General features: G+C 71.3%; 20 protein-coding genes and 1 pseudogene. 20 read left to right on the plus strand and 1 reads right to left on the minus strand.

Annotated features, from left to right (window positions below):
* From AB0927_RS35210 to AB0927_RS35300, 19 genes and pseudogenes are all read left to right on the plus strand, one after another.
* Positions 1 to 273 (plus strand): annotated as a pseudogene (locus tag AB0927_RS35210) (phosphocholine cytidylyltransferase family protein); the annotation flags it as partial.
* Positions 261 to 1,322, plus strand: coding sequence for an iron-containing alcohol dehydrogenase family protein (locus tag AB0927_RS35215; RefSeq protein WP_366671893.1), 1,062 nt, complete (start codon positions 261 to 263; stop codon positions 1,320 to 1,322). The pseudogene AB0927_RS35210 and the gene AB0927_RS35215, both read left to right, overlap by 13 nt.
* Positions 1,300 to 2,079 (plus strand): CDP-alcohol phosphatidyltransferase family protein, encoded by a 780-nt coding sequence (locus tag AB0927_RS35220; RefSeq protein ID WP_366671894.1) that lies wholly within the window; start codon positions 1,300 to 1,302, stop codon positions 2,077 to 2,079. Before AB0927_RS35215 ends, AB0927_RS35220 begins: the two co-directional genes overlap by 23 nt.
* Positions 2,080 to 2,087: 8 nt before the next feature.
* Positions 2,088 to 2,960, plus strand: coding sequence for a glycosyltransferase (locus tag AB0927_RS35225; RefSeq protein WP_366671895.1), 873 nt, complete (start codon positions 2,088 to 2,090; stop codon positions 2,958 to 2,960).
* A gap of 55 nt (positions 2,961 to 3,015) precedes the next feature.
* Positions 3,016 to 3,945: an ABC transporter permease gene (locus tag AB0927_RS35230; protein WP_366671896.1), complete on the plus strand. Its 930-nt coding sequence runs from the start codon at positions 3,016 to 3,018 to the stop codon at positions 3,943 to 3,945.
* Positions 3,938 to 4,741: an ABC transporter ATP-binding protein gene (locus AB0927_RS35235; RefSeq protein ID WP_366671897.1), complete on the plus strand. Its 804-nt coding sequence runs from the start codon at positions 3,938 to 3,940 to the stop codon at positions 4,739 to 4,741. Before AB0927_RS35230 ends, AB0927_RS35235 begins: the two co-directional genes overlap by 8 nt.
* Positions 4,742 to 5,102: 361 nt before the next feature.
* Positions 5,103 to 5,999 carry a squalene synthase HpnC gene (hpnC, locus tag AB0927_RS35240; protein ID WP_366671898.1) on the plus strand — a complete coding sequence of 299 codons (897 nt, stop codon included), beginning with the start codon at positions 5,103 to 5,105 and terminating at the stop codon, positions 5,997 to 5,999.
* Positions 5,996 to 6,958: a presqualene diphosphate synthase HpnD gene (gene hpnD / locus AB0927_RS35245; RefSeq protein ID WP_366671899.1), complete on the plus strand. Its 963-nt coding sequence runs from the start codon at positions 5,996 to 5,998 to the stop codon at positions 6,956 to 6,958. Before hpnC ends, hpnD begins: the two co-directional genes overlap by 4 nt.
* Positions 6,958 to 7,086: a DUF6380 family protein gene (locus tag AB0927_RS35250; protein WP_366671900.1), complete on the plus strand. Its 129-nt coding sequence runs from the start codon at positions 6,958 to 6,960 to the stop codon at positions 7,084 to 7,086. Before hpnD ends, AB0927_RS35250 begins: the two co-directional genes overlap by 1 nt.
* Complete coding sequence (gene hpnE / locus AB0927_RS35255; RefSeq protein ID WP_366671901.1) at positions 7,083 to 8,507, plus strand: hydroxysqualene dehydroxylase HpnE; 1,425 nt, start codon at positions 7,083 to 7,085, stop codon at positions 8,505 to 8,507. Before AB0927_RS35250 ends, hpnE begins: the two co-directional genes overlap by 4 nt.
* Complete coding sequence (locus AB0927_RS35260) at positions 8,507 to 9,634, plus strand: polyprenyl synthetase family protein (protein WP_366671902.1); 1,128 nt, start codon at positions 8,507 to 8,509, stop codon at positions 9,632 to 9,634. The genes hpnE and AB0927_RS35260 overlap by 1 nt, the downstream gene beginning before the upstream one ends.
* A gap of 116 nt (positions 9,635 to 9,750) precedes the next feature.
* Positions 9,751 to 11,814, plus strand: coding sequence for a squalene--hopene cyclase (shc, locus tag AB0927_RS35265; protein ID WP_366671903.1), 2,064 nt, complete (start codon positions 9,751 to 9,753; stop codon positions 11,812 to 11,814).
* Position 11,815: 1 nt separating this feature from the next.
* Positions 11,816 to 12,457, plus strand: coding sequence for a 1-hydroxy-2-methyl-2-butenyl 4-diphosphate reductase (locus AB0927_RS35270; protein ID WP_366671904.1), 642 nt, complete (start codon positions 11,816 to 11,818; stop codon positions 12,455 to 12,457).
* 6 nt (positions 12,458 to 12,463) lie between these two features.
* Positions 12,464 to 13,486, plus strand: a complete 1,023-nt coding sequence (gene hpnH, locus AB0927_RS35275) for an adenosyl-hopene transferase HpnH (RefSeq protein WP_366671905.1) — start codon at positions 12,464 to 12,466, stop codon at positions 13,484 to 13,486.
* A gap of 4 nt (positions 13,487 to 13,490) precedes the next feature.
* Positions 13,491 to 13,697 (plus strand): hypothetical protein, encoded by a 207-nt coding sequence (locus AB0927_RS35280; protein WP_366671956.1) that lies wholly within the window; start codon positions 13,491 to 13,493, stop codon positions 13,695 to 13,697.
* A gap of 38 nt (positions 13,698 to 13,735) precedes the next feature.
* The gene (gene dxs, locus AB0927_RS35285) at positions 13,736 to 15,631 is read left to right on the plus strand and encodes a 1-deoxy-D-xylulose-5-phosphate synthase (protein ID WP_366671906.1); all 1,896 of its coding nucleotides are present in this window, start codon (positions 13,736 to 13,738) and stop codon (positions 15,629 to 15,631) included.
* Positions 15,628 to 17,013, plus strand: a complete 1,386-nt coding sequence (locus AB0927_RS35290; protein WP_366671907.1) for an aspartate aminotransferase family protein — start codon at positions 15,628 to 15,630, stop codon at positions 17,011 to 17,013. The genes dxs and AB0927_RS35290 overlap by 4 nt, the downstream gene beginning before the upstream one ends.
* A gap of 83 nt (positions 17,014 to 17,096) precedes the next feature.
* Positions 17,097 to 17,717 (plus strand): XRE family transcriptional regulator, encoded by a 621-nt coding sequence (locus AB0927_RS35295; protein WP_366671908.1) that lies wholly within the window; start codon positions 17,097 to 17,099, stop codon positions 17,715 to 17,717.
* Positions 17,714 to 17,836 (plus strand): DUF6126 family protein, encoded by a 123-nt coding sequence (locus AB0927_RS35300; RefSeq protein ID WP_366671909.1) that lies wholly within the window; start codon positions 17,714 to 17,716, stop codon positions 17,834 to 17,836. The genes AB0927_RS35295 and AB0927_RS35300 overlap by 4 nt, the downstream gene beginning before the upstream one ends.
* A 42-nt stretch (positions 17,837 to 17,878) precedes the next feature.
* Here AB0927_RS35300 and AB0927_RS35305 read toward each other — a convergent pair whose 3' ends face one another.
* Positions 17,879 to 18,676 (minus strand): tyrosine-protein phosphatase, encoded by a 798-nt coding sequence (locus AB0927_RS35305; protein ID WP_366671910.1) that lies wholly within the window; start codon positions 18,674 to 18,676, stop codon positions 17,879 to 17,881.
* Between the two features lie 170 nt (positions 18,677 to 18,846).
* Between AB0927_RS35305 and AB0927_RS35310 the strand changes: the two genes are divergently transcribed.
* Positions 18,847 to 20,955, plus strand: coding sequence for an alpha-galactosidase (locus tag AB0927_RS35310; RefSeq protein ID WP_366671911.1), 2,109 nt, complete (start codon positions 18,847 to 18,849; stop codon positions 20,953 to 20,955).
* The last annotated feature ends 110 nt before the right edge of the window (positions 20,956 to 21,065 follow it).

Below are 21,065 nucleotides of genomic sequence, written 5' to 3' on the forward strand. Positions count from 1 at the left end.
ATGACGAAGATCACCAAGCTGATGGACCCGGCCGAGGCGACCGGTGAGTACATCGGCGTCACCCTGATCGAGGGCGACGCGGCCGAGGAGCTGGCGGACGCGCTGAAGACGGTCTGGGAGACCGACCCGCAGCAGTTCTACGAGCACGGTTACCAGGAGCTGGTCGACCGCGGTTTCCGCATCGACGTGGCGCCCATCGGCGACGTCGACTGGGTCGAGATCGACAACCACGACGACCTGGCCAAGGGGCGGGAGATCGCGTGCCGCTACTGACCCGGCTGATCCCCTCGCCGGTCGTCGTGGACATCCGTCCGGGTGCCCTGGACGACCTGGCCGGTGTCCTCGCCGACGAACGCATCTCCCAGTCGGGCCGGCTCGCCGTCGCCGTCAGCGGCGGCTCCGGTGCCCAGCTCCGCGAGCGCCTCGCCCCCTCGCTGCCCGGCGCCTCCTGGTACGAGGTGGGCGGTGGCACCCTCGACGACGCGATCCGGCTGGCCGGCGAGATGAAGTCCGGCCACTACGACGCGGTGGTCGGGCTCGGCGGCGGCAAGATCATCGACTGCGCCAAGTTCGCCGCGGCCCGCATCGGCCTGCCCCTGGTCGCCGTGCCCACGAACCTCGCGCACGACGGCCTGTGCTCGCCGGTCGCCACGCTCGACAACGACGCGGGGCGCGGCTCCTACGGAGTGCCGAACCCGATCGCGGTCGTCATCGACCTGGACGTGATCCGCGCGGCCCCGGCCCGCTTCGTCCGGGCCGGCATCGGCGACGCCATCTCCAACATCAACGCGATCGCGGACTGGGAGCTGTCCCACCGCGTCAACGGCGAGAAGATCGACGGTCTCGCCGCGGCCATGGCCCGCCAGGCCGGCGAGGCGGTGCTGCGCCACCCGGGCGGCATCGGTGACAACGGTTTCCTCCAGGTGCTCGCCGAGGCGCTCGTCCTCAGCGGCATCTCGATGTCGATCTCCGGTGACTCCCGGCCGTCCTCGGGCTCCTGCCACGAGATCAACCACGCCTTCGACCTGCTGTTCCCGAAGCGCGCCGCCGCCCATGGCGAGCAGTGCGGGCTCGGCGCGGCCTTCGCCATGTATCTGCGCGGGGCCCACGAGGAGGCCGCGCACACCGCTTCGGTGCTGCGCCGGCACGGGCTTCCGGTGCTGCCGGAGGAGATCGGCTTCACCGTGGACGAGTTCGTCCGCGCGGTGGAGTTCGCCCCGGAGACCCGGCCCGGCCGCTACACCATCCTCGAACACCTCGACCTCAAGCCGAACCAGATCAAGGACACCTACGCCGACTATGTCAAGGCCATCGGTAGCTGAACTCCGTCCGGTCGTCCATCCCGCAGGGGTGAAGGACCGGCGCAGCGGTGAGCACTGGGCGGGACGCCTCTACATGCGTGAGGTCTCCCTGCGCATCGACCGCTACCTGGTGAACACCAGGGTCACGCCCAACCAGCTCACGTACCTGATGACCGTCTGCGGTGTGCTCGCGGCCCCGGCCCTGCTGGTGCCGGGGATCACGGGCGCGATCCTCGGCGTGGTCGCCACCCAGCTCTACCTGCTGCTGGACTGTGTCGACGGCGAGATCGCCCGCTGGCGGAAGCAGTACTCCCTCGGCGGCGTCTACCTGGACCGCGTCGGTGCCTACCTCACCGACGCGGCCGTGCTGGTCGGCCTCGGGCTGCGCGCCGCCGACCTGTGGGGCAGCGGTCGTATCGACTGGCTGTGGGCCTTCCTCGGCACCCTGGCCGCGCTCGGCGCGATCCTGATCAAGGCGGAGACCGACCTGGTCGGCGTCGCCCGGCACCAGACGGGCAGGCCGCCGGTGCAGGAGGCCGCCGCCGAGCCGCGCTCCTCCGGGATGGCGCTGGCCCGCCGGGCCGCCTCGGCGCTGAAGTTCCACCGGCTCATCCTCGGCATCGAGGCCTCGCTGCTGATCGTGGTCCTCGCCATCGCGGACCAGATCCACGGCGACCTGTTCTTCACCCGGCTCGGCACCGCCGTCCTCGCCGGCATCGCCATGCTGCAGACCCTGCTGCACCTGGTGTCCATCCTCGCCTCCAGCAGGCTGAAGTGAGCGCGGCCATGCGGGTCGGTGCCGTCATCATCACCATGGGCAACCGGCCCGAGGAGCTGCGCGCCCTCATCGACTCGGTCGCCAAGCAGGACGGGGACCGCGTCGAGGTGGTCGTCGTCGGCAACGGCTCCCCGGTGCCCGACGTCCCCGAGGGCGTGCGCACCGTCGAGCTGCCGGAGAACCTGGGCATCCCGGGCGGCCGCAACGTGGGCATAGAGGCCTTCGGCCCCGGCGGCCAGGACGTCGACATCCTGCTCTTCCTGGACGACGACGGCCTGCTCGCCCGGCAGGACACCGCCGAGCTGTGCCGCGAGGCCTTCGCCGCCGATCCGGAGCTGGGCATCATCAGCTTCCGCATCGCCGACCCCGAGACCGGGGAGACCCAGCGCCGTCACGTGCCCCGGCTGCGCGCCTCCGACCCGATGCGGTCCTCGCGGGTCACCACCTTCCTGGGCGGCGCCAACGCCGTGCGCACCCGGGTGTTCGCCGAGGTCGGCGGGCTGCCCGGCGAGTTCTTCTACGCCCATGAGGAGACCGATCTGGCCTGGCGGGCGCTGGACGCCGGCTGGCTGATCGACTACCGCTCCGACATGGTGCTGTACCACCCGACGACCGCGCCCTCGCGGCACGCCGTCTACCACCGCATGGTGGCCCGCAACCGCGTCTGGCTCGCCCGGCGCAACCTCCCCGCCCTGCTGGTCCCCGTCTACCTCGGGGTCTGGCTGCTGCTCACGCTGCTGCGCCGGCCCTCGCGGCCGGCCCTGGCGGCCTGGTTCGGCGGCTTCAAGGAAGGCTGGCGAACGCCCTGCGGACCGCGCCGGCCGATGCGCTGGCGCACGGTCTGGCGGCTCACCCGGCTGGGCCGTCCGCCGGTCATCTGAGAAGCTTCTTACCTGACCAGCAAGCTTCTTACCGAGAGAGTCCGGGTTCTTACTCGTGAGTCACACAACGCATGACGCCGGTGTCGCGGTGAGCGCGATACCGTCGCCCGACGAGGGGCTGACGCCGGCCGAGCTGGCCGCCAGGTACGGGCTCGCCGTCAGCGGCGCCCGTCCCTCCCTGACGGAGTACATCCGCCAGCTCTGGAGCCGGCGCCACTTCATCCTCGCCTTCTCGCAGGCGAAGCTGACGGCGCAGTACAGCCAGGCCAAGCTCGGCCAGCTGTGGCAGGTGGCCACTCCGCTGCTGAACGCGGCGGTGTACTACTTCATCTTCGGCATCATCCTGCACGCCAGCCGCGGCATGTCCCACGACGTGTACATCCCGTTCCTGGTCACCGGCGTGTTCGTGTTCACCTTCACGCAGAGCTCGGTCATGTCGGGCGTGCGGGCCATCTCCGGGAACCTGGGGCTCGTGCGTGCCCTGCACTTCCCGCGGGCCTCGCTGCCCGTCTCCTTCTCGCTCCAGCAGCTCCAGCAGCTGCTGTTCTCGATGATCGTGCTGTTCGTCGTGGCGATCGGCTTCGGCAGCTACCCCGGCGCGTCCTGGCTGCTGATCGTGCCGGTGCTGGTGCTGCAGTTCCTGTTCAACACCGGCCTCGCGATGATCGTGGCCCGCATGGGCGCCAAGACGCCGGACATGGCGCAGCTCATGCCGTTCGTGCTGCGCACCTGGATGTACACCTCCGGCGTGATGTTCTCCATCAGCAAGATGATGGCGGACCGCCCGGAGTGGGCGGTGCGCCTGCTCCAGGTCAACCCGACCGCGGTCTACATGGACCTGATGCGCTTCGCGCTGATCGACGGCTACGGCGCCTCGAACCTGCCGCCGCACGTGTGGGCGATCGCGGTGTTCTGGGCCGTGGTGGTCTTCGCGGGCGGCTTCGTGTACTTCTGGAAGGCGGAGGAGCGGTACGGCCGTGGCTGAGCAGAACGCCGAGCAGAACACCGCCGCGGGCACCGGCGCGCGCCGTCCGACGGTCATCGCGGACGATCTGCACATCGTCTACCGGGTCAACGGCGCCAAGACCGGCAAGGGCAGCGCGACGGCTGCCCTCAGCCGGATCCTCAAGCGGGGCGAGGAGCGGGGCGTGCGCAAGGTGCACGCCGTGCGCGGGGTCTCCTTCGTCTCCTACCGGGGCGAGGCCATCGGCCTGATCGGCTCCAACGGCTCCGGCAAGTCCACCCTGCTGCGCGCCATCGCCGGCCTGCTGCCCGCGGAGAAGGGCAAGGTCTACACCGACGGCCAGCCCTCCCTGCTGGGCGTCAACGCGGCGCTGATGAACGACCTGACCGGCGAGCGCAACGTCATCCTGGGCGGTCTCGCCATGGGTATGTCGCGCGAGCAGATCAAGGAGCGCTACGAGGGGATCGTCGACTTCTCGGGCATCAACGAGAAGGGCGACTTCATCACCCTGCCGATGCGCACCTACTCCTCCGGTATGGCCGCGCGGCTGCGTTTCTCCATCGCCGCCGCCAAGGACCACGACGTCCTCATGATTGACGAGGCTCTCGCCACCGGTGACCGCAAGTTCCAGAAGCGCTCCGAGGAACGCATCCGGGAACTGCGCAAGGAGGCCGGCACCGTGTTTCTGGTCAGCCACAACAACAAGTCCATCCGTGACACCTGCAACCGCGTGCTGTGGCTGGAACGCGGTGAGCTGCGCATGGACGGGCCGACCGAAGAGGTACTCAAGGAGTACGAGAAGTTCACCGGCAAGTGAACTGTTTCGGCCGGGGCCCCGCCGGCAACCTTCCGGCGGGGCCCCGCGTCTGCAAAGGAAGCGTCAACTCCGAAAGCTGTCAGGAATCTTGACGCCGATCGGTGTGTTGTTGTGATGTGCGGGACACCCCCTCGAACGTCGATGCGTTGTACAACGTAAGCTGTACCGGTGCCGGAAAACGGCAAGTGGGGCGATAATGCGCGACACCCTGCGCCAGGTCATGCCCCGTGAATTGCCGGGCGGCGTGTCCGAAATAGTGTGTATTGGGTCGGCAGTGTAGAACGGGAGATGTGACGGCAATGGCTATGGAAACTCCCCAGCTCAATGCAGCATGTGCCGTTGCCGCTCCGGGCGTCGCCCGATGACGGCCACTGAAACGGCGCCGAACACGGAACGCGCCACCCTCGACAAGGCCGCGAGCGAGAACTTCCCCGTGGCCCCCTTCTTCCTGCCCCGCGAGTGGCGCGACGACCTCATGGCGGTCTACGGATTCGCCCGCCTGGTCGACGACATCGGCGACGGCGACCTCGCCCCCGGCGGAGCCGACGCCGAGCTGCTCGGCGTGCCGGCCGCCGAGGCCGGGGACCGCCTGCTGCTGCTCGACGCCTTCGAGGCCGACCTGCGCCGGGTCTTCGACGCCACCCCGCGCCATCCCCTGCTGCGCCGGCTCCAGCCCGTCGTGCGGCGCCGCGCGCTCACCCCCGAGCCGTTCCTCGGCCTGATCGCCGCCAACCGCCAGGACCAGCTCGTCACCCGCTACGAGACGTACGACGACCTCCTCGCCTACTGCGAACTGTCCGCCAACCCCGTCGGCCGCCTCGTCCTCGCCGTCACCGGCACCCAGACCCCCGAGCGGACCCGTCTGTCCGACGCGATCTGCACCGCGCTCCAGATCGTGGAGCACCTCCAGGACGTGGCCGAGGATCTCGGCCGTGACCGGATCTATCTTCCGGCCGAGGACATGAGGCGCTTCCATGTCACGGAAACGGATCTTTCCGCGAAAACGGCGGGCGCATCGGCGCGCGCCCTGATTGCATACGAAGCACAACGCGCCCGTGATCTGCTGAATGAAGGCTCCCCCCTGGTGGGTAGCGTCCACGGCAGGTTGAAGCTGCTGCTCGCAGGGTTCGTGGCGGGGGGAAGGGCGGCGATCCACGCGATCGCCGCCGCCGAATACGACGTACTTCCCGGCCCGCCCAAGCCAGGCAAGGTCCAGTTGCTGCGTGAGGCGGGCGTGATTCTGCGAGGAGAGGGGTGATCCGGACCGTGGAGTCTGCGTCGCACGTGTCCGCACCGGTACTCGCCGCCTACCGCTACTGCGAGACGGTGACCGGACAGCAGGCCCGTAACTTCGCGTACGGCATCCGGCTGCTGCCCACACCGAAGCGGCGTGCCATGTCGGCGTTGTACGCGTTCTCGCGACGCGTGGACGACATCGGTGACGGCGACCTGGCCGATGACGTGAAGGTGGCACGGCTCAAGGACACCCGGGCCCTGCTCGCCCGGATCCAGCAGGGCGGCGTCGAGGAGGACGACACCGACCCGGTGGCCGTCGCCCTCGCCCATGCCGCCGACGCCTTCCCGATCCCGCTCGGCGGTCTGGACGAGCTGATCGACGGCGTCGAGATGGACACGCGTGGGGAGACCTACGAGACCTGGGACGACCTGAAGGTCTACTGCCGCTGTGTCGCCGGTGCCATCGGCCGCCTCTCGCTCGGCGTGTTCGGCACCGAGCCGGGCGCCCGCGGCGCCGAGCGCGCCGCCGAGTACGCCGACACGCTCGGCCTCGCGCTCCAGCTCACCAACATCCTCCGGGACGTCCGCGAGGACGCCCAGGGCGGCCGTACCTATCTGCCCGCCGACGACCTGGCCAAGTTCGGCTGCTCGGCCGGGTTCGACGGGCCGACGCCGCCGCAGGGCTCCGACTTCGCGGGGCTCGTGCACTACGAGGTCCGCCGCGCCCGCGCCCTTTTCGCCGAGGGCTACCAGCTGCTGCCCATGCTCGACCGGCGCAGCGGCGCCTGCGTGGCCGCCATGGCCGGCATCTACCGCCGCCTCCTCGACCGCATCGCGCGCGACCCCGAGGCCGTGCTGCGCGGCCGGGTCTCGCTGCCCGGACACGAGAAGGCCTACGTCGCCGTGCGGGGCCTGTCCGGCCTCGACACCCGGCAGGTCACCCGCCACGGCGCCGGGCGATCGGCCGGGAGGCGCGCCTGATGGACCTCACCGGACCAGGCGACTTCCGCCAGGCAACCCCGCGCCACGGCGTGGCGTCCCTGACTGCGACGACCGGACGTGCACCGTTCAAGCAGCACGGCCGGCACGCACGGAAGGACGCACGATGAGCGACGGCGCACACCCCGCACCGGGCCCGCGCACCCCCGAGAGCACGGCACGCGGCGCCGTCGTGATCGGCGGCGGCCTCGCCGGCATCACCGCGGCACTCGCCCTCGCCGACGCGGGCGTCCGTGTCACCCTGCTCGAAGGCAGGCCCAGGCTGGGCGGCCTCGCCTTCTCCTTCCAGCGCGGCGAACTGACCGTCGACAACGGCCAGCACGTGTACCTGCGCTGCTGCACCGCCTACCGCTGGTTCCTCGACCGGATCGAGGGCGCGGCGCTGGCACCGCTGCAGGACCGCCTGGACGTGCCCGTCGTGGACCTCGCCAAGCCCGAGGGCCGGCGGCTCGGCAGGCTGCGGCGCGACCCCCTGCCCGTCCCCCTGCATCTGGGACGGAGCCTGGCCGCGTATCCGCACCTCTCGCTCGCCGAGCGCGCCTCCGTCGGGCGGGCCGCGCTCGCGCTGAAGGGGCTCGACCTCGCCGATCCGACCCTGGACACCCAGGACTTCGGCAGCTGGCTGGCCGCCCACGGCCAGTCGGCGCGTGCCATCGAGGCCCTGTGGGACCTGGTCGGGGTCGCCACCCTCAACGCGGTCGCGGGCGACGCCTCACTGGGGCTCGCCGCGATGGTGTTCAAGACCGGTCTGCTGTCCGACCCGGGCGCGGCCGACATCGGCTGGGCCCATGTCCCGCTCGGCGAACTGCACGACCGGCTGGCCCGCAGGGCGCTCGACTCCGCGGGCGTGCGTACCGAGGTCCGTTCACGCGTCACCTCCGTCTCTGTCATGGAGAACGGCGGCTGGAGCGTCGAGGTTCCCGGCGAGCGCATCGAAACCGACGCCGTCGTCCTCGCCGTACCCCAGCGCGAGGCGTACGAACTGCTGCCGCCCGGCGCCCTGGACGCCCCCGAGCGGCTGCTCGGCATCGGCACCGCCCCCATCCTCAACGTGCACGTCGTCTACGACCGCAAGGTGCTCGCGCGGCCCTTCTTCGCCGCCCTCGGCACCCCCGTGCAGTGGGTCTTCGACCGCACCCACGCCTCCGGGCTGCGCTCGGGCCAGTACCTCGCGCTGTCCCAGTCGGCCGCGCAGGACGACATCGATCTCCCGGTGGCGCAACTGCGCGAGCGCTACGTCCCGGAGCTGGAAAGACTGATCCCGGGTACGCGCGGCGCCGTGATCGAGGACTTCTTCGTGACCCGGGAGCGCACGGCCACCTTCGCGCCCGCTCCCGGCGTCGGGCGTCTGCGGCCCGGCGCCCGCACCAAGGCCCCCGGCCTGTACCTGGCCGGAGCGTGGACCGCCACCGGGTGGCCCGCGACCATGGAGAGTGCGGTCCGCAGCGGAGTGAGCGCGGCCGACGCCGCGCTCCGCGCCCTGGGCCGGCCCCGCCCGAGCCGTCTCTTCGCCTTCGAGGAGGCGGCCTGATGCCGCACCGGCAGCCGGCGGCCGGCCCCCGCACCTTCGGTACCGCAACAAGAGGAGAGACTGTGCCCACTGTGCCCCCGGCCTCGACGGAGACCGCGGCGGACGTCACCGCGCTGCTGGAGCGCGGCCGGACCCTGGCCACACCGGTCCTGCGTGCGGCCGTCGACCGCCTCGCTCCTCCCATGGACACCGTCGCCGCCTACCACTTCGGCTGGATCGACGCCGCCGGCAACCCGGCCGCCGGCGACGGCGGCAAGGCCGTACGTCCCGCGCTCGCCGTGCTCTCCGCCGAGGTCACCGGGGCCACGCCCGAGACCGGCGTCCCGGGCGCCGTCGCCGTCGAACTGGTCCACAACTTCTCGCTGCTGCACGACGACCTGATGGACGGCGACGAGCAGCGCCGTCACCGCGACACCGTCTGGAAGGTGCACGGCCCCGCCCAGGCCATCCTGGTCGGCGACGCCCTGTTCGCGCTGGCCAACGAGGTGCTGCTGGAGCTCGGTACGGTCGAGGCCGGCCGCGCCACCCGCCGGCTGACCACCGCCAGCCGCGCCCTGATCGACGGTCAGGCCCAGGACATCTCCTACGAGCACCGCGACCGCGTCAGCGTCGAGGAGTGCCTGGAGATGGAGGGCAACAAGACCGGCGCGCTGCTCGCCTGCGCCTCCTCCATCGGCGCCGTCCTCGGCGGCGCCGACGACGCCACCGCCGACGCGCTGGAGCGCTACGGCTACCACCTCGGCCTCGCCTTCCAGGCCGTGGACGACCTGCTCGGCATCTGGGGCGACCCGGACGCCACCGGCAAGCAGACCTGGAGCGACCTGCGCCAGCGCAAGAAGTCGCTGCCGGTGGTCGCCGCGCTCGCGGCCGGCGGCACCGCCTCCGAGCGGCTCGGCGAGATCCTTGCCGCCGACGCCAAGAGCAGCGACTTCGAGAACTTCTCCGAGGAGGAGTTCGCGGCCCGCGCCGCGCTCATCGAGGAGGCGGGCGGCCGCGAATGGACGGCCGAGGAAGCGCGCCGTCAGCACACCATCGCCATCAACGCCCTCGACGCGGTCGGCATGCCGGACCGGGTGCGGGCCGCCTTCACGGCCCTCGCCGACTTCGTCGTCGTACGAAAGAGATGATCGCTATCGGTCGAACAAGCCTCGCGTAGTCGCCGGCCGGTGTCGCGAAACGACGCACACCGGCCGACGGCGGACCCACAGCAGCACGACTCGCACGACTGCACGAAGGGGAAGCCATGACAGCGACGACCGACGGAAGCACCGGGGCCACCTTGCCGTCCCGCGCTGCCGCGGCCAGTGACACCACCCTCGACATCCCCGAGGCGGCCGGGGTACCGGAAGCCGCCGCACGGGCCGCCCGGCGCGCCACCGACTTCCTGCTGTCCCGGCAGGACGCCGAGGGCTGGTGGAAGGGCGACCTGGAGACCAACGTCACCATGGACGCCGAGGATCTGCTGCTCCGTCAGTTCCTCGGCATCCAGGACGAGAAGACCACGCAGGCCGCCGCCAGGTTCATCCGCGGCGAGCAGCGCCCGGACGGCACCTGGGCCACCTTCTGGGGCGGTCCCGGCGAACTTTCCACCACCATCGAGGCGTACGTCGCCCTGCGGCTGGCCGGCGACGCGCCCGACGACCCGCACATGGCGAGGGCCTCGGCCTGGATCCGCGAGCGCGGCGGCATCGCCTCCTCCCGGGTCTTCACCCGCATCTGGCTCGCCCTGTTCGGCTGGTGGAAGTGGGAAGACCTGCCGGAGATGCCGCCGGAGCTGATCTGGTTCCCGGGCTGGATGCCGCTGAACATCTACGACTTCGGGTGCTGGGCGCGGCAGACGATCGTGCCGCTCACCATCGTCTCGGCCAAGCGCCCGGTGCGTCCCGCGCCCTTCGCTCTGGACGAGCTGCACACCGACCCGGCCAACCCCAACCCGCCCAAACCCCTCGCCCCGCCGAACACGTGGGACGGCGCCTTCCAGCGCCTGGACAAGGCACTGCGGCAGTTGCGCCGGGTCGTCCCGCGCCGGGTCCGCAAGGCCGCGATGAACGCCGCCGCCCGCTGGATCATCGAGCGGCAGGAGAACGACGGCTGCTGGGGCGGCATCCAGCCCCCGGCCGTGTACTCCGTCATCGCCCTGCACCTGCTCGGCTACGACCTCGAACACCCCGTGCTGCGCGAGGGACTGGCCTCGCTGGACCGGTTCGCCGTGTGGCGCGAGGACGGCGCCCGGATGATCGAGGCCTGCCAGTCCCCGGTGTGGGACACCTGCCTCGCCGCCATCGCGCTGGTCGACGCCGGACTGCCCGTCGACCATCCGCAGCTGGTCAAGGCGGCCGACTGGCTGCTCGGCGAGGAGATCGTCAGGCCCGGCGACTGGGCCGTCAAGCGCCCCCAACTGCCGCCCGGCGGCTGGGCGTTCGAGTTCCACAACGACAACTACCCCGACATCGACGACACCGCCGAGGTCTCCCTCGCGCTGCGCCGGATCCGGCACCACGACCCCGAGCGGGTGGACCGGGCGATCGGCCGCGCGGTGCGCTGGAACCTCGGCATGCAGTCGAAGAACGGCGCGTGGGGCGCCTTCGACGTCGACAACACCAGCCCGTTCCCCAACCGGCTGCCGTTCTGCGACTTCGGCGAGGTCATCGACCCGCCGTCCGCGGACGTCACCGCGCACGTGGTGGAGATGCTCGCCGCCGAGGGCCTGGCCCACGACCCGCGCACCCGCCGCGGCATCGCCTGGCTGCTCGCCGAACAGGAGCCGAACGGGGCCTGGTTCGGCCGCTGGGGCGTCAACTACATCTACGGCACCGGCTCGGTGGTCCCCGCGCTGACCGCGGCCGGACTGCCCGGCTCGCACCCGGCGATCCGGCGCGCGGTGGCCTGGCTGGAGTCGGTCCAGAACGACGACGGCGGCTGGGGCGAGGACCTGCGCTCCTACAAACACGTCAAGGAATGGGGCGGCCGGGGCGCCTCCACCCCCTCGCAGACCGCGTGGGCGCTGATGGCACTGCTCGCGGCCGGGGAGAAGGACACCGAGGCCGTCGAGCGGGGCATCCAGTGGCTCGCGGACACCCAGCGGGAGGACGGCACCTGGGACGAGCCGTACTTCACCGGCACCGGCTTCCCCTGGGACTTCTCCATCAACTACCACCTGTACCGGCAGGTGTTCCCGCTCACCGCGCTCGGCCGGTATCTGCACGGCGACCCCTTCGAGCGGCAGTTGCTCGCCAGGGTCACCCGGCCGCGGCCCGAGGAGGCCAAGCCCGTCGGGTCCCCGCTCTCCGAGGCCAAGGGGAGCTGATGTGAACGTCCAGCCCGCCCCGGCCCCGCTCCTGATCGCCTGCGCGCTCGGCATCGAGCACCTCGCCCTGCGCTCGGGCGATCGCGGCGGGGCCGGCGGGCCGGTCACGTTCGTCCGTACCGGGATGGGGCCACGGGCGGCGCAGCGCTCCCTCACCCGGCAACTGGCCCGGCCCGCGCTCGCCGAGGCCGCTGTGGTGGCCACCGGCTTCTGCGCGGGCCTCGCCCCCGGCATGCACCCCGGTGACCTGGTGGTCGCCGAGGAGACCCGGGACCCGCACGGGACCGTCCCGTGCGTGGGCACCGAACTGCTGGTGAAGGAACTCGCGCGGCTGCTGCCCGGCCGCACGGTCCACACCGGCCCGCTCACCGGATCCGATCATGTCGTCCGCGGTCCCGAACGGTCCGCCCTGCGCGCGACCGGCGCGATCGCCGTCGACATGGAGTCCGCGGCCACCCTGCTCAGCGCCGTGACCGCGGGCGAGCGCCCGGTCGCGGCCGTCCGGGTGGTCGTGGACGCTCCCGAACACGAACTCGTCCGGATCGGCACGGTGCGCGGTGGAATATCGGCATTCCGCGTTCTTCGTTCCGTACTTCCCGCATATTTCGAATGGCACCGTTCTTTGCTGCTCCCCCGGAGGTGAGCCCAGATGGCAATGCCGTTGCGTCAGTCCATCAAGGTCGCTACATACCTGGCCGAACAGAAGCTCCGCAAGCGGGACAAATTCCCGCTCATTGTCGAGCTCGAACCGCTTTTCGCGTGCAACCTCAAATGCGAGGGCTGCGGCAAGATCCAGCACCCCGCGGGTGTGCTCAAGCAGCGCATGCCGGTCGCCCAGGCGGTGGGCGCGGTGCTGGAATCGGGTGCGCCGATGGTCTCCATCGCGGGCGGTGAGCCCTTGATGCATCCTCAGATCGACGAGATCGTGCGGCAGTTGGTGGCCAAGCGGAAGTACGTCTTCCTGTGCACCAACGCGATGCTGCTGCGCAAGAAGATGGACAAGTTCAAGCCCTCGCCCTACTTCGCCTTCGCCGTGCACATCGACGGGCTGCGCGAGCGGCACGACGAGTCGGTCGCCAAGGAGGGTGTGTTCGACGAGGCGGTGGCGGCCATCAAGGAGGCCAAGCGGCGCGGCTTCCGGGTGACCACCAACTCCACCTTCTTCAACACCGACACCCCGCAGACCATCGTCGAGGTGCTCAACTTCCTCAACGACGACCTGAAGGTGGACGAGATGATGATCTCGCCCGCCTACGCCTACGAGAAGGCGCCGGACCAGGAGCACTTCCTCGGCGTGGAGCAGACCCGCGAGCTGTTCCGGAAGGCGTTCTCCGGCGGCAACCGGAAGAAGTGGCGGCTCAACCACTCCCCGCTCTTCCTGGACTTCCTGGAGGGCAAGGTCGACTTCCCGTGCACCGCGTGGGCGATCCCGAACTACTCGCTCTTCGGCTGGCAGCGCCCCTGCTACCTGATGAGCGACGGGTACGTGCCGACGTACCGGGAACTGGTGGAGGACACCGACTGGGACAAGTACGGCCGGGGCAAGGACCCGCGCTGCGACAACTGCATGGCGCACTGCGGCTACGAGCCGACGGCGGTGCTCGCCACCATGGGCTCCCTGAAGGAGTCGCTGCGCGCCATGAGGGAGACGGTCTCCGGAAACCGGGAGTGAGGCGATGACCGCCGTACCCTCGGGCGGTCCCGAGGTACCGGTCCGGCCGGTGACCCCGCGGCGGCAGCCGCGGGCGATCCGGGTCGGGCCGGTGGCGGTCGATGGCGGGAGCGCCGGTGCCGGCGTGGTCGACGTGGCCCACGAGGCCGATCGGGGAGTTGCCTCGGGCAACGGAAAGGGGGCACAGCGGCTCGCCGAGCGGATGAAGTGAGTCCACGCACAAGCACGGAGCGAGAGGGGGCCACGAACGTGACGATTCTTGAGGCGATCCGGCAACCGCGGGACCTGAAGGGGCTGTCCGGGGAGGAACTCGGCGTACTGGCCGAGGAGATACGGGAGTTCCTGGTGCACGCGGTGTCGCGTACCGGCGGTCACCTCGGACCCAACCTGGGCGTGGTGGAGCTGACCATCGCCCTGCACCGGGTCTTCGAGTCACCCGTCGACCGGATCCTCTGGGACACCGGCCACCAGAGTTATGTCCACAAACTCCTGACGGGGCGTCAGGACTTCTCCAAGCTGCGCGGCAAGGGCGGCCTGTCCGGCTACCCCGCGCGCGAGGAGTCCGAGCACGACGTCATCGAGAACAGCCATGCCTCCACCGCGCTCGGCTGGGCCGACGGCCTCGCCAAGGCCCGCCAGGTGAAGGGGGAGCGGGGCCATGTGGTCGCGGTGGTCGGGGACGGCGCGCTGACCGGCGGCATGGCCTGGGAAGCGCTCAACAACATCGCGGACGCGCCGGACCGCCCGCTGATCGTCGTCGTCAACGACAACGCGCGCTCCTACGCGCCCACCATAGGCGGCCTCGCCGACCACCTGGCCACCCTGCGCACCACCGACAGCTACGAGAAGGTGCTCGCCTGGGGCAAGGAAGTCCTCCAGCGGGCCCCGGTCGTCGGCGCCCCGCTCTACGAGTCCCTGCACGGTGCCAAGAAGGGCTTCAAGGACGCCTTCGCCCCCCAGGGGCTCTTCGAGGACCTGGGCCTGAAGTACATCGGCCCGGTCGACGGGCACGACACCGCGGCCGTCGAGTCCGCGCTGCGCCGCGCCAAGCGCTTCCACGGCCCCGTCCTGGTGCACTGCCTGACGGAGAAGGGCCGCGGCTGCGGGCCCGCGCTCGCCGACGAGCAGGACCGCTTCCACACCGTCGGTGTGATGGACCCGCTGACCTGCGAACCGCTCGCCGCCGGCGGGCCCTCCTGGACCTCGGTGTTCGGCGAGGAGATCGTCCGCCTCGGCGCGGAGCGGGAGGACGTCGTCGCGCTCACCGCCGCGATGCTGCACCCGGTCGGCCTCGGCGCCTTCGCCGAGCGCTTCCCGAACCGGGTGTGGGACGTGGGCATCGCCGAACAGCACGCGGTCGCCTCGGCCGCCGGGCTCGCCACCGCCGGACTGCATCCGGTGGTCGCCCTCTACGCCACCTTCCTCAACCGCGCCTTCGACCAACTGCTGATGGACGTCGCCCTGCACCGCTGCGGGGTCACCTTCGTCCTCGACCGGGCCGGCGTCACCGGCCCCGACGGCGCCTCCCACAACGGCATGTGGGACATGTCGATCCTCCAGGTGGTGCCGGGCCTGCGGATCGCCGCCCCGCGCGACGCCGCGCAGCTGCGGATCCAGCTGCGCGAGGCGGTCGCCGTGGACGACGCGCCGACCGTGCTGCGTTTCCCGAAGGAGAACGTCGGCCCGGACATCCCCGCCGTCGACCGGGTGGGCGGCATGGACGTGCTGCACCGGGCGGAGCGGCCGAAGGTGCTGCTGGTCGCCGTCGGCGTCATGGCGCCGGTGTGTCTGGGCGCCGCCGGCCTCCTGGAGGAGGGCGGCACCGGATGCACCGTGGTCGACCCCCGCTGGGTCAAACCGGTCGACCCCGCGCTGCCGCGGCTGGCCGCGGAACACCGGATGGTGGCCGTGGTCGAGGACAACAGCCGTGCCTCCGGGGTCGGTTCGGCCGTGGCGCAGGCCCTCGCGGACGCGGGGGTGGACGTGCCGGTACGGCTGTTCGGTATCCCGGACCAGTTCCTGCCGCACGCCAAGCGCAGCGAAGTACTGGCCGACATCGGCCTCACGCCCGTGGAGATCGCCGGGCGGATCAGTGGGAGCCTGGCCGTCAAGGATGTCGACGGCACAGTCAAGGAGAGTGAATGACCACCGAGTTCGACCTCGGCGCCCTGCTCGCCGAGCGCGGAGCCGAGCGATACGAGCTGCACACGAAGTACCTCAACCCGCAGCTCCCGCGCATGTTGCACACCATCGGCTTCGACAAGGTCTACGAGCGTGCCGAGGGCGCCCACTTCTTCGACGCCGACGGCAACGACTACCTGGACATGCTCGCCGGGTTCGGGGTGATGGGCCTGGGCCGGCACCACCCGGTCGTCCGCAAGGCGCTGCACGACGTCCTCGACCTGGACCTCGCCGACCTCACCCGGTTCGACTGCCAGCCGCTGCCAGGGCTGCTCGCCGAGCGGCTGCTCGCCCACAGCCCGCACCTGGACCGGGTGTTCTTCGGCAACAGCGGCACCGAGGCGGTCGAGACGGCCCTGAAGTTCGCCCGGTACGCCACCGGCCGGCCCCGCGTCCTGTACTGCGAGCACGCCTTCCACGGACTGACCACCGGCTCGCTGTCCGTCAACGGCGAGACCGGCTTCCGCGACGGCTTCGCCCCGCTGCTGCCCGACACCGCCGTGCCCCTCGGGGATCTCGACGCGCTGGCGCGGGAGTTGAAGAAGGGCGACGTGGCCGCGCTGATCGTGGAGCCGATCCAGGGCAAAGGCGTGCACGAGGCGCCGCCCGGCTATCTGCGCGCCGCGCAGGAGCTGCTGCACAAGCACAAGGCGCTGCTGATCGCCGACGAGGTGCAGACCGGTCTCGGCCGCACCGGCGACTTCTACGCCTACCAGCACGAGGACGGCGTGGAGCCGGACCTGGTGTGCGTCGCCAAGGCCCTGTCCGGCGGCTACGTCCCGGTCGGCGCCACCCTCGGCAAGGACTGGATCTTCAAGAAGGTCTACTCGTCCATGGACCGCGTCCTGGTCCACTCGGCGAGCTTCGGCTCCAACGCGCAGGCGATGGCGTGCGGGCTCGCCGTGCTGTCGGTCATGGAGAACGAGCAGATCGTCGCCGGTGTGCGCGCCACGGGCGACCTGCTGAAGTCCCGGCTCACGGAGCTGATCGGCAGGTACGAGCTGCTCGCCGACGTCCGCGGCCGGGGCCTGATGATCGGCATCGAGTTCGGCAAGCCGTCCTCGCTGAAGCTGCGCAGCCGCTGGGCCATGCTCCAGGCCGCCCGCAAGGGCCTGTTCGCCCAGATGGTCGTCGTGCCGCTGCTGCAGCGGCACCGCATTCTCACCCAGGTCTCCGGCGACCACCTCGAAGTGATCAAGCTGATCCCGCCGCTCGTCTTCGGCGAGGCCGACGTGGACCGGTTCATCGAGGGCTTCACCGCCGTCATGGACGACGCGCACAGCGGCGGCGGTCTGATGTGGGACTTCGGCAAGACGCTGATCAAACAGGCGGTCGCCAACCGCTGACCGCCCCATGAGCGGCGGGTAGCGTTTTTTGCCTCACAGGCAAGAAATTTGCCCTGTGGGCAAAAGCGGGGCTGAATGGAGGCATGAACGCCTCGGATGCCGCGGCGGCGGGCCAGGGTGAGGATCTGCCCGCTGTCGCGCCGCAGCTACGCGCACTGCGCCGACGGGCCGGCCTCACCCTGGAGGCCGCGGCCCGGGACGCCGGACTCTCACCGGCTCATCTGTCCCGGCTGGAGACCGGGCAGCGGCAGCCCTCGCTGCCGATGCTGCTCGCGCTCGCCCGTATCTACGGTACGACCGTCTCCGAACTCCTCGGCGAGCGGGTCGCCGACCAGAACGCGATCGTCCGGGCCGCCGACATGGACCCGACGCCGGCCGCCGGGTGGACCTACTTCCAGGCCGGCGCCCCCGGCCGCGGCATGCAGGCCCTGCGGGTCCACGCCCCGTACGGCGCGCAGGGCGACATCGTGCGCGTCCACCCCGGCGAGGAGTGGCTCTACGTCCTCAAGGGGCGGCTGCGGCTGCGCCTCGGCGACGCCACGCACCTGCTCGCCCCCGGCGACAGCGCCCACTTCGACTCGCTCACCCCGCACCGCCTCGCCGCCGAGGACCCGGACGGCGTGGAGCTGCTGTTCGTCCACACCCTGCTGCAGAGCCCCACGGCCGCACTGTGCCTCGGGCACCTGAACGGAGAGCTGCCATGAGCGATCTCGAGACCAAGTTCCCCCGTTCCCTGTGGATCCGGCTGATCATCTACATCGCCCTGGGGCACGTCCTGGCCGCGTTCCTCTACCTGCTGTTCGCCATCGGGGGCAAGGGCTGAGCCCGCACCCCCGGGCACGGCGGCACGCGCCGGACGAACAGGTCAGTCCACCAGCCGCGCCCGCAGCCGCTCCCGCGTCTCGGGGGTGAGCCGCAGGCCCCGCTCCAGATAGGGGTCCACGCCGCCCCAGGTCTCCTCGATGCTGTCGAAGGCGGCCGCCAGATACTCGGCGCGCGCGTCGAAGAGCGGGCTGAGCAGCTCCATCACCTCGGGCGTGTACGCGCTGTGCGCACTGCCGCTGCGCTGCACCTTGTAGCGGCGGTGCTTGGCGTTGGACTCCAGGTAGTCGGCCACGATCGCGTCGCGCTCCACGCCCACGGCGAGCAGCGTCACGGCTATCGAGATGCCGGCGCGGTCCTTGCCGGCCGCGCAGTGCATCAGTGCCGGCACGCTGTCCTCGGCGATCGCGTGCAGCACCCGCGAGTGCTCGCTGGTGCGGTTGCGCACCGTCGACCGGTACGAGGCCACCATCCGGGCCGCGGCCTTGCCGTCGTCCAGGATCGCGCGCAGTTCGCCGAGGTCGCCGTCGCGGACCATCTTCCAGAACTCCGCGCCGTCCGCCGGGTCGCTCAGCGGCAGGTTCACATTGCGCACGCCGGGCAGCGCGACGTCCGGGCCCTCCAGCTTCTGGTCGGCCGCGTTGCGGAAGTCGAATATGGTGTGCAGGCCCAGGGACGACAGGAAGGCCGCGTCCTCGTCGGTGGCATGCGCCAGGTGCCCGCTGCGGAACAGCACGCCCTGCCGCAGCCGGCGTCCGTCCACGGTCGGCAGCCCGCCGACGTCACGGAAATTGCGCACACCGGCCAGCTCCGGCTCGGTCGACGGGACCTGCTGCGTCACGGGGGCTCCTCCCGATCGGTCCCCGCCGTCACGGCTCGCGGCGGGAGTTGCGTCGACCATACGGCATTGATTTCCCCCGCAATGAGTTGTCCACAGGCATTGTCAGCAGGGGCGACGGGGGCCGATGATGCGCGTACTTGAGCGTTTCCGTTGGCGACTGTGAGGTCTTGATGACGGACATCTCGGAGGACGGCCGCACCTGGCTGCTGACGGGCCCCGCCAGCGGCTACGCCCTGCATCTCACCGCCGCGGACGAGCTGGTGCACCTGCACTGGGGGCCGCGCATCACCCTCGCGGACGCCGAGGCCCTCGCCACCCGCCCACTGCCGGGCTACCGCCCCTTCGAGTCCCCGCTCGACGGCCGCGAGGAGTACCCCGTCGAGGGCGGCCCGCGCTTCGTGCGCCCCGCCCTGTCCGTGCGCACGGGGGAGCGGCGCGGCACCGAGTGGCGCTTCGTGTCGTACGACACCTCGTGCGACACCTCGCGCGGCGCCCCGGGTGACCGCACGGGGGACGAGCTGCGGCTGAGGTTCGCGGACGGCGGGCTCGCGATCACCCTGCACTACCGGATGCGCGGCGACGTCCTGGAGCGCTGGGTGAGCCTGCGCAACGGCGGCGACACGCCCCTGGAGCTGCTGCGCGCCGACGCGGCCACCTGGACCCTGCCCGACCGCGAGGGCTGGCGGCTGTCCCGGCTGCACGGCCGCTGGGCCGCCGAGTCCCTGCTCGACACCGCCCCCCTCACCTACGGCGAGCAGCTCATCGGCAGCCGCCGCGGCCACACCGGCCACCAGCACCTGCCCTGGGTCGCCCTGGACACCGACGCCACCGAGGAGCGCGGCGAGGTCTACGGCTGCGCGCTCGGCTGGTCCGGCTCCTGGCGCATCACCGTCGCCCAACTCCCCGACGCCCGCGTGCAGATCACCGGCGGCGCCGGATACGACGACTCGGGTCTGCTGCTTCTCGCGCCGGGCGAGTCGTACACCACCCCGGTCTTCGCGGGGCTGTTCAGCGACGGCGGCTTCGGCGGCGCGAGCCGCGCCTGGCACGCCTACCAGCGCGCGTACGTGATCCCCGACGCCGACCGGGACCGGCCGGTGCTCTTCAACTCCTGGGAGGCGACCGGGTTCGACATCCGTGCGGAGCAGCAGTGCGAACTCGCCCGGCGGGCCGCCGCGATCGGCGTGGAGCTTTTCGTGGTGGACGACGGCTGGTTCGGCACCCGCACCAGCGACCGCGCCGGGCTGGGCGACTGGACCCCGAACCCCGACCGCTTCCCGGGCGGCCTCAAACCCCTCGCCGACCAGGTGCACGCGCTCGGCATGGGGTTCGGCATCTGGGTCGAACCGGAGATGGTCAACCCGGACAGTGCCCTTTACCGCGCCCACCCGGAGTGGGTGCAGCACCAGAGCGGCCGCGAACGCACCGAGTTCCGCAACCAGTTGGTCCTCAACCTCGCCCGGATGGACGTCCAGGAGTATCTGTGGGAGCGGCTGGACGCCCTGCTCTCCGGCACCCCGGTCGACTTCGTGAAGTGGGACTTCAACCGCTGCTTCACCGACGCCGGGTGGCCCGGGGAGCCGTATCCGCAGCGGCTGTGGGTGGACCATGTGCACGCCTTCTACGCCCTGCTCGACCGGCTGCGCGCCGCGCACCCCGGCGTCGCCTTCGAGTCCTGTTCGGGCGGGGGCGGCCGGATCGACCTCGGGGTGCTCGGCCGTACCGACCAGGTGTGGACCTCCGACAACACCGACCCGCTGGACCGGCTGGCCATCCAGCACGGCTTCAGCCAGCTCCACCCGGCCCGGGTCATGGCCGCGTGGGTCACCGACAGCCCCAACACCCAGCTCAACGGGCGGGTCAGCAGCCTGAGGTTCCGCTTCGTCAGCGCCATGGCGGGCGTCCTCGGCATCGGCGGCGACCTCGGCCGGTGGAGCGAGGAGGAACTGGCCGAGGCCGGGCGGTGGATCCGGCTGTACAAGGAGATCCGCCCCCTGGTCCAGCGCGGCGAGCTGTACCGGCTGCGGCCCCCGACGGGCGGGCTCGCCGCGGTGCAGTACGTCCTGGGCGACGAGACCGTGGTCCTCGCCTGGCTCCAGGCGCAGCGCTACGGCGAACCGGCACCGGCGCTGCGGCTGCGCGGCCTCGACCCGACGGCGTCGTACGAATGCCGCGAAACGGGCGAAGTGCACCGCGGGGCGGTCCTGCTGCACCACGGGCTGATCACCGGACTGCGCGGGGATCTGGACGCGGCGGTGATCCGGTTGCGGCGAATCTGAGGGGTAACAGCCCCGGCGGCGGGCGTATTCCTGGAACGGGGCAACTTCCGGAGTGGCTCATCTCACCGTTCGTCAAGCCTTGCCTACGGTCGCGTAAGTCACAGCCCAAG

The organism is Streptomyces sp. NPDC048106 (genome assembly GCF_040706415.1).
Lineage (GTDB): Bacteria > Actinomycetota > Actinomycetes > Streptomycetales > Streptomycetaceae > Streptomyces.

Excerpts from the sequence above, each read along its gene's own strand:
- AB0927_RS35220 (WP_366671894.1), top strand. The coding sequence starts at position 1,300 with ATGTCAAGGCCATCGGTAGCTGAACTCCGTCCGGTCGTCCATCCCGCA.
- AB0927_RS35225 (WP_366671895.1), top strand. The coding sequence starts at position 2,088 with ATGCGGGTCGGTGCCGTCATCATCACCATGGGCAACCGGCCCGAGGAG.
- hpnC (WP_366671898.1), top strand. The coding sequence starts at position 5,103 with ATGACGGCCACTGAAACGGCGCCGAACACGGAACGCGCCACCCTCGAC.
- AB0927_RS35250 (WP_366671900.1), top strand. The coding sequence starts at position 6,958 with ATGGACCTCACCGGACCAGGCGACTTCCGCCAGGCAACCCCGCGCCAC.
- hpnE (WP_366671901.1), top strand. The coding sequence starts at position 7,083 with ATGAGCGACGGCGCACACCCCGCACCGGGCCCGCGCACCCCCGAGAGC.
- AB0927_RS35260 (WP_366671902.1), top strand. The coding sequence starts at position 8,507 with ATGCCGCACCGGCAGCCGGCGGCCGGCCCCCGCACCTTCGGTACCGCA.
- shc (WP_366671903.1), top strand. The coding sequence starts at position 9,751 with ATGACAGCGACGACCGACGGAAGCACCGGGGCCACCTTGCCGTCCCGC.
- hpnH (WP_366671905.1), top strand. The coding sequence starts at position 12,464 with ATGGCAATGCCGTTGCGTCAGTCCATCAAGGTCGCTACATACCTGGCC.
- AB0927_RS35280 (WP_366671956.1), top strand. The coding sequence starts at position 13,491 with ATGACCGCCGTACCCTCGGGCGGTCCCGAGGTACCGGTCCGGCCGGTG.
- AB0927_RS35290 (WP_366671907.1), top strand. The coding sequence starts at position 15,628 with ATGACCACCGAGTTCGACCTCGGCGCCCTGCTCGCCGAGCGCGGAGCC.
- AB0927_RS35295 (WP_366671908.1), top strand. The coding sequence starts at position 17,097 with ATGAACGCCTCGGATGCCGCGGCGGCGGGCCAGGGTGAGGATCTGCCC.
- AB0927_RS35300 (WP_366671909.1), top strand. The coding sequence starts at position 17,714 with ATGAGCGATCTCGAGACCAAGTTCCCCCGTTCCCTGTGGATCCGGCTG.
- AB0927_RS35310 (WP_366671911.1), top strand. The coding sequence starts at position 18,847 with ATGACGGACATCTCGGAGGACGGCCGCACCTGGCTGCTGACGGGCCCC.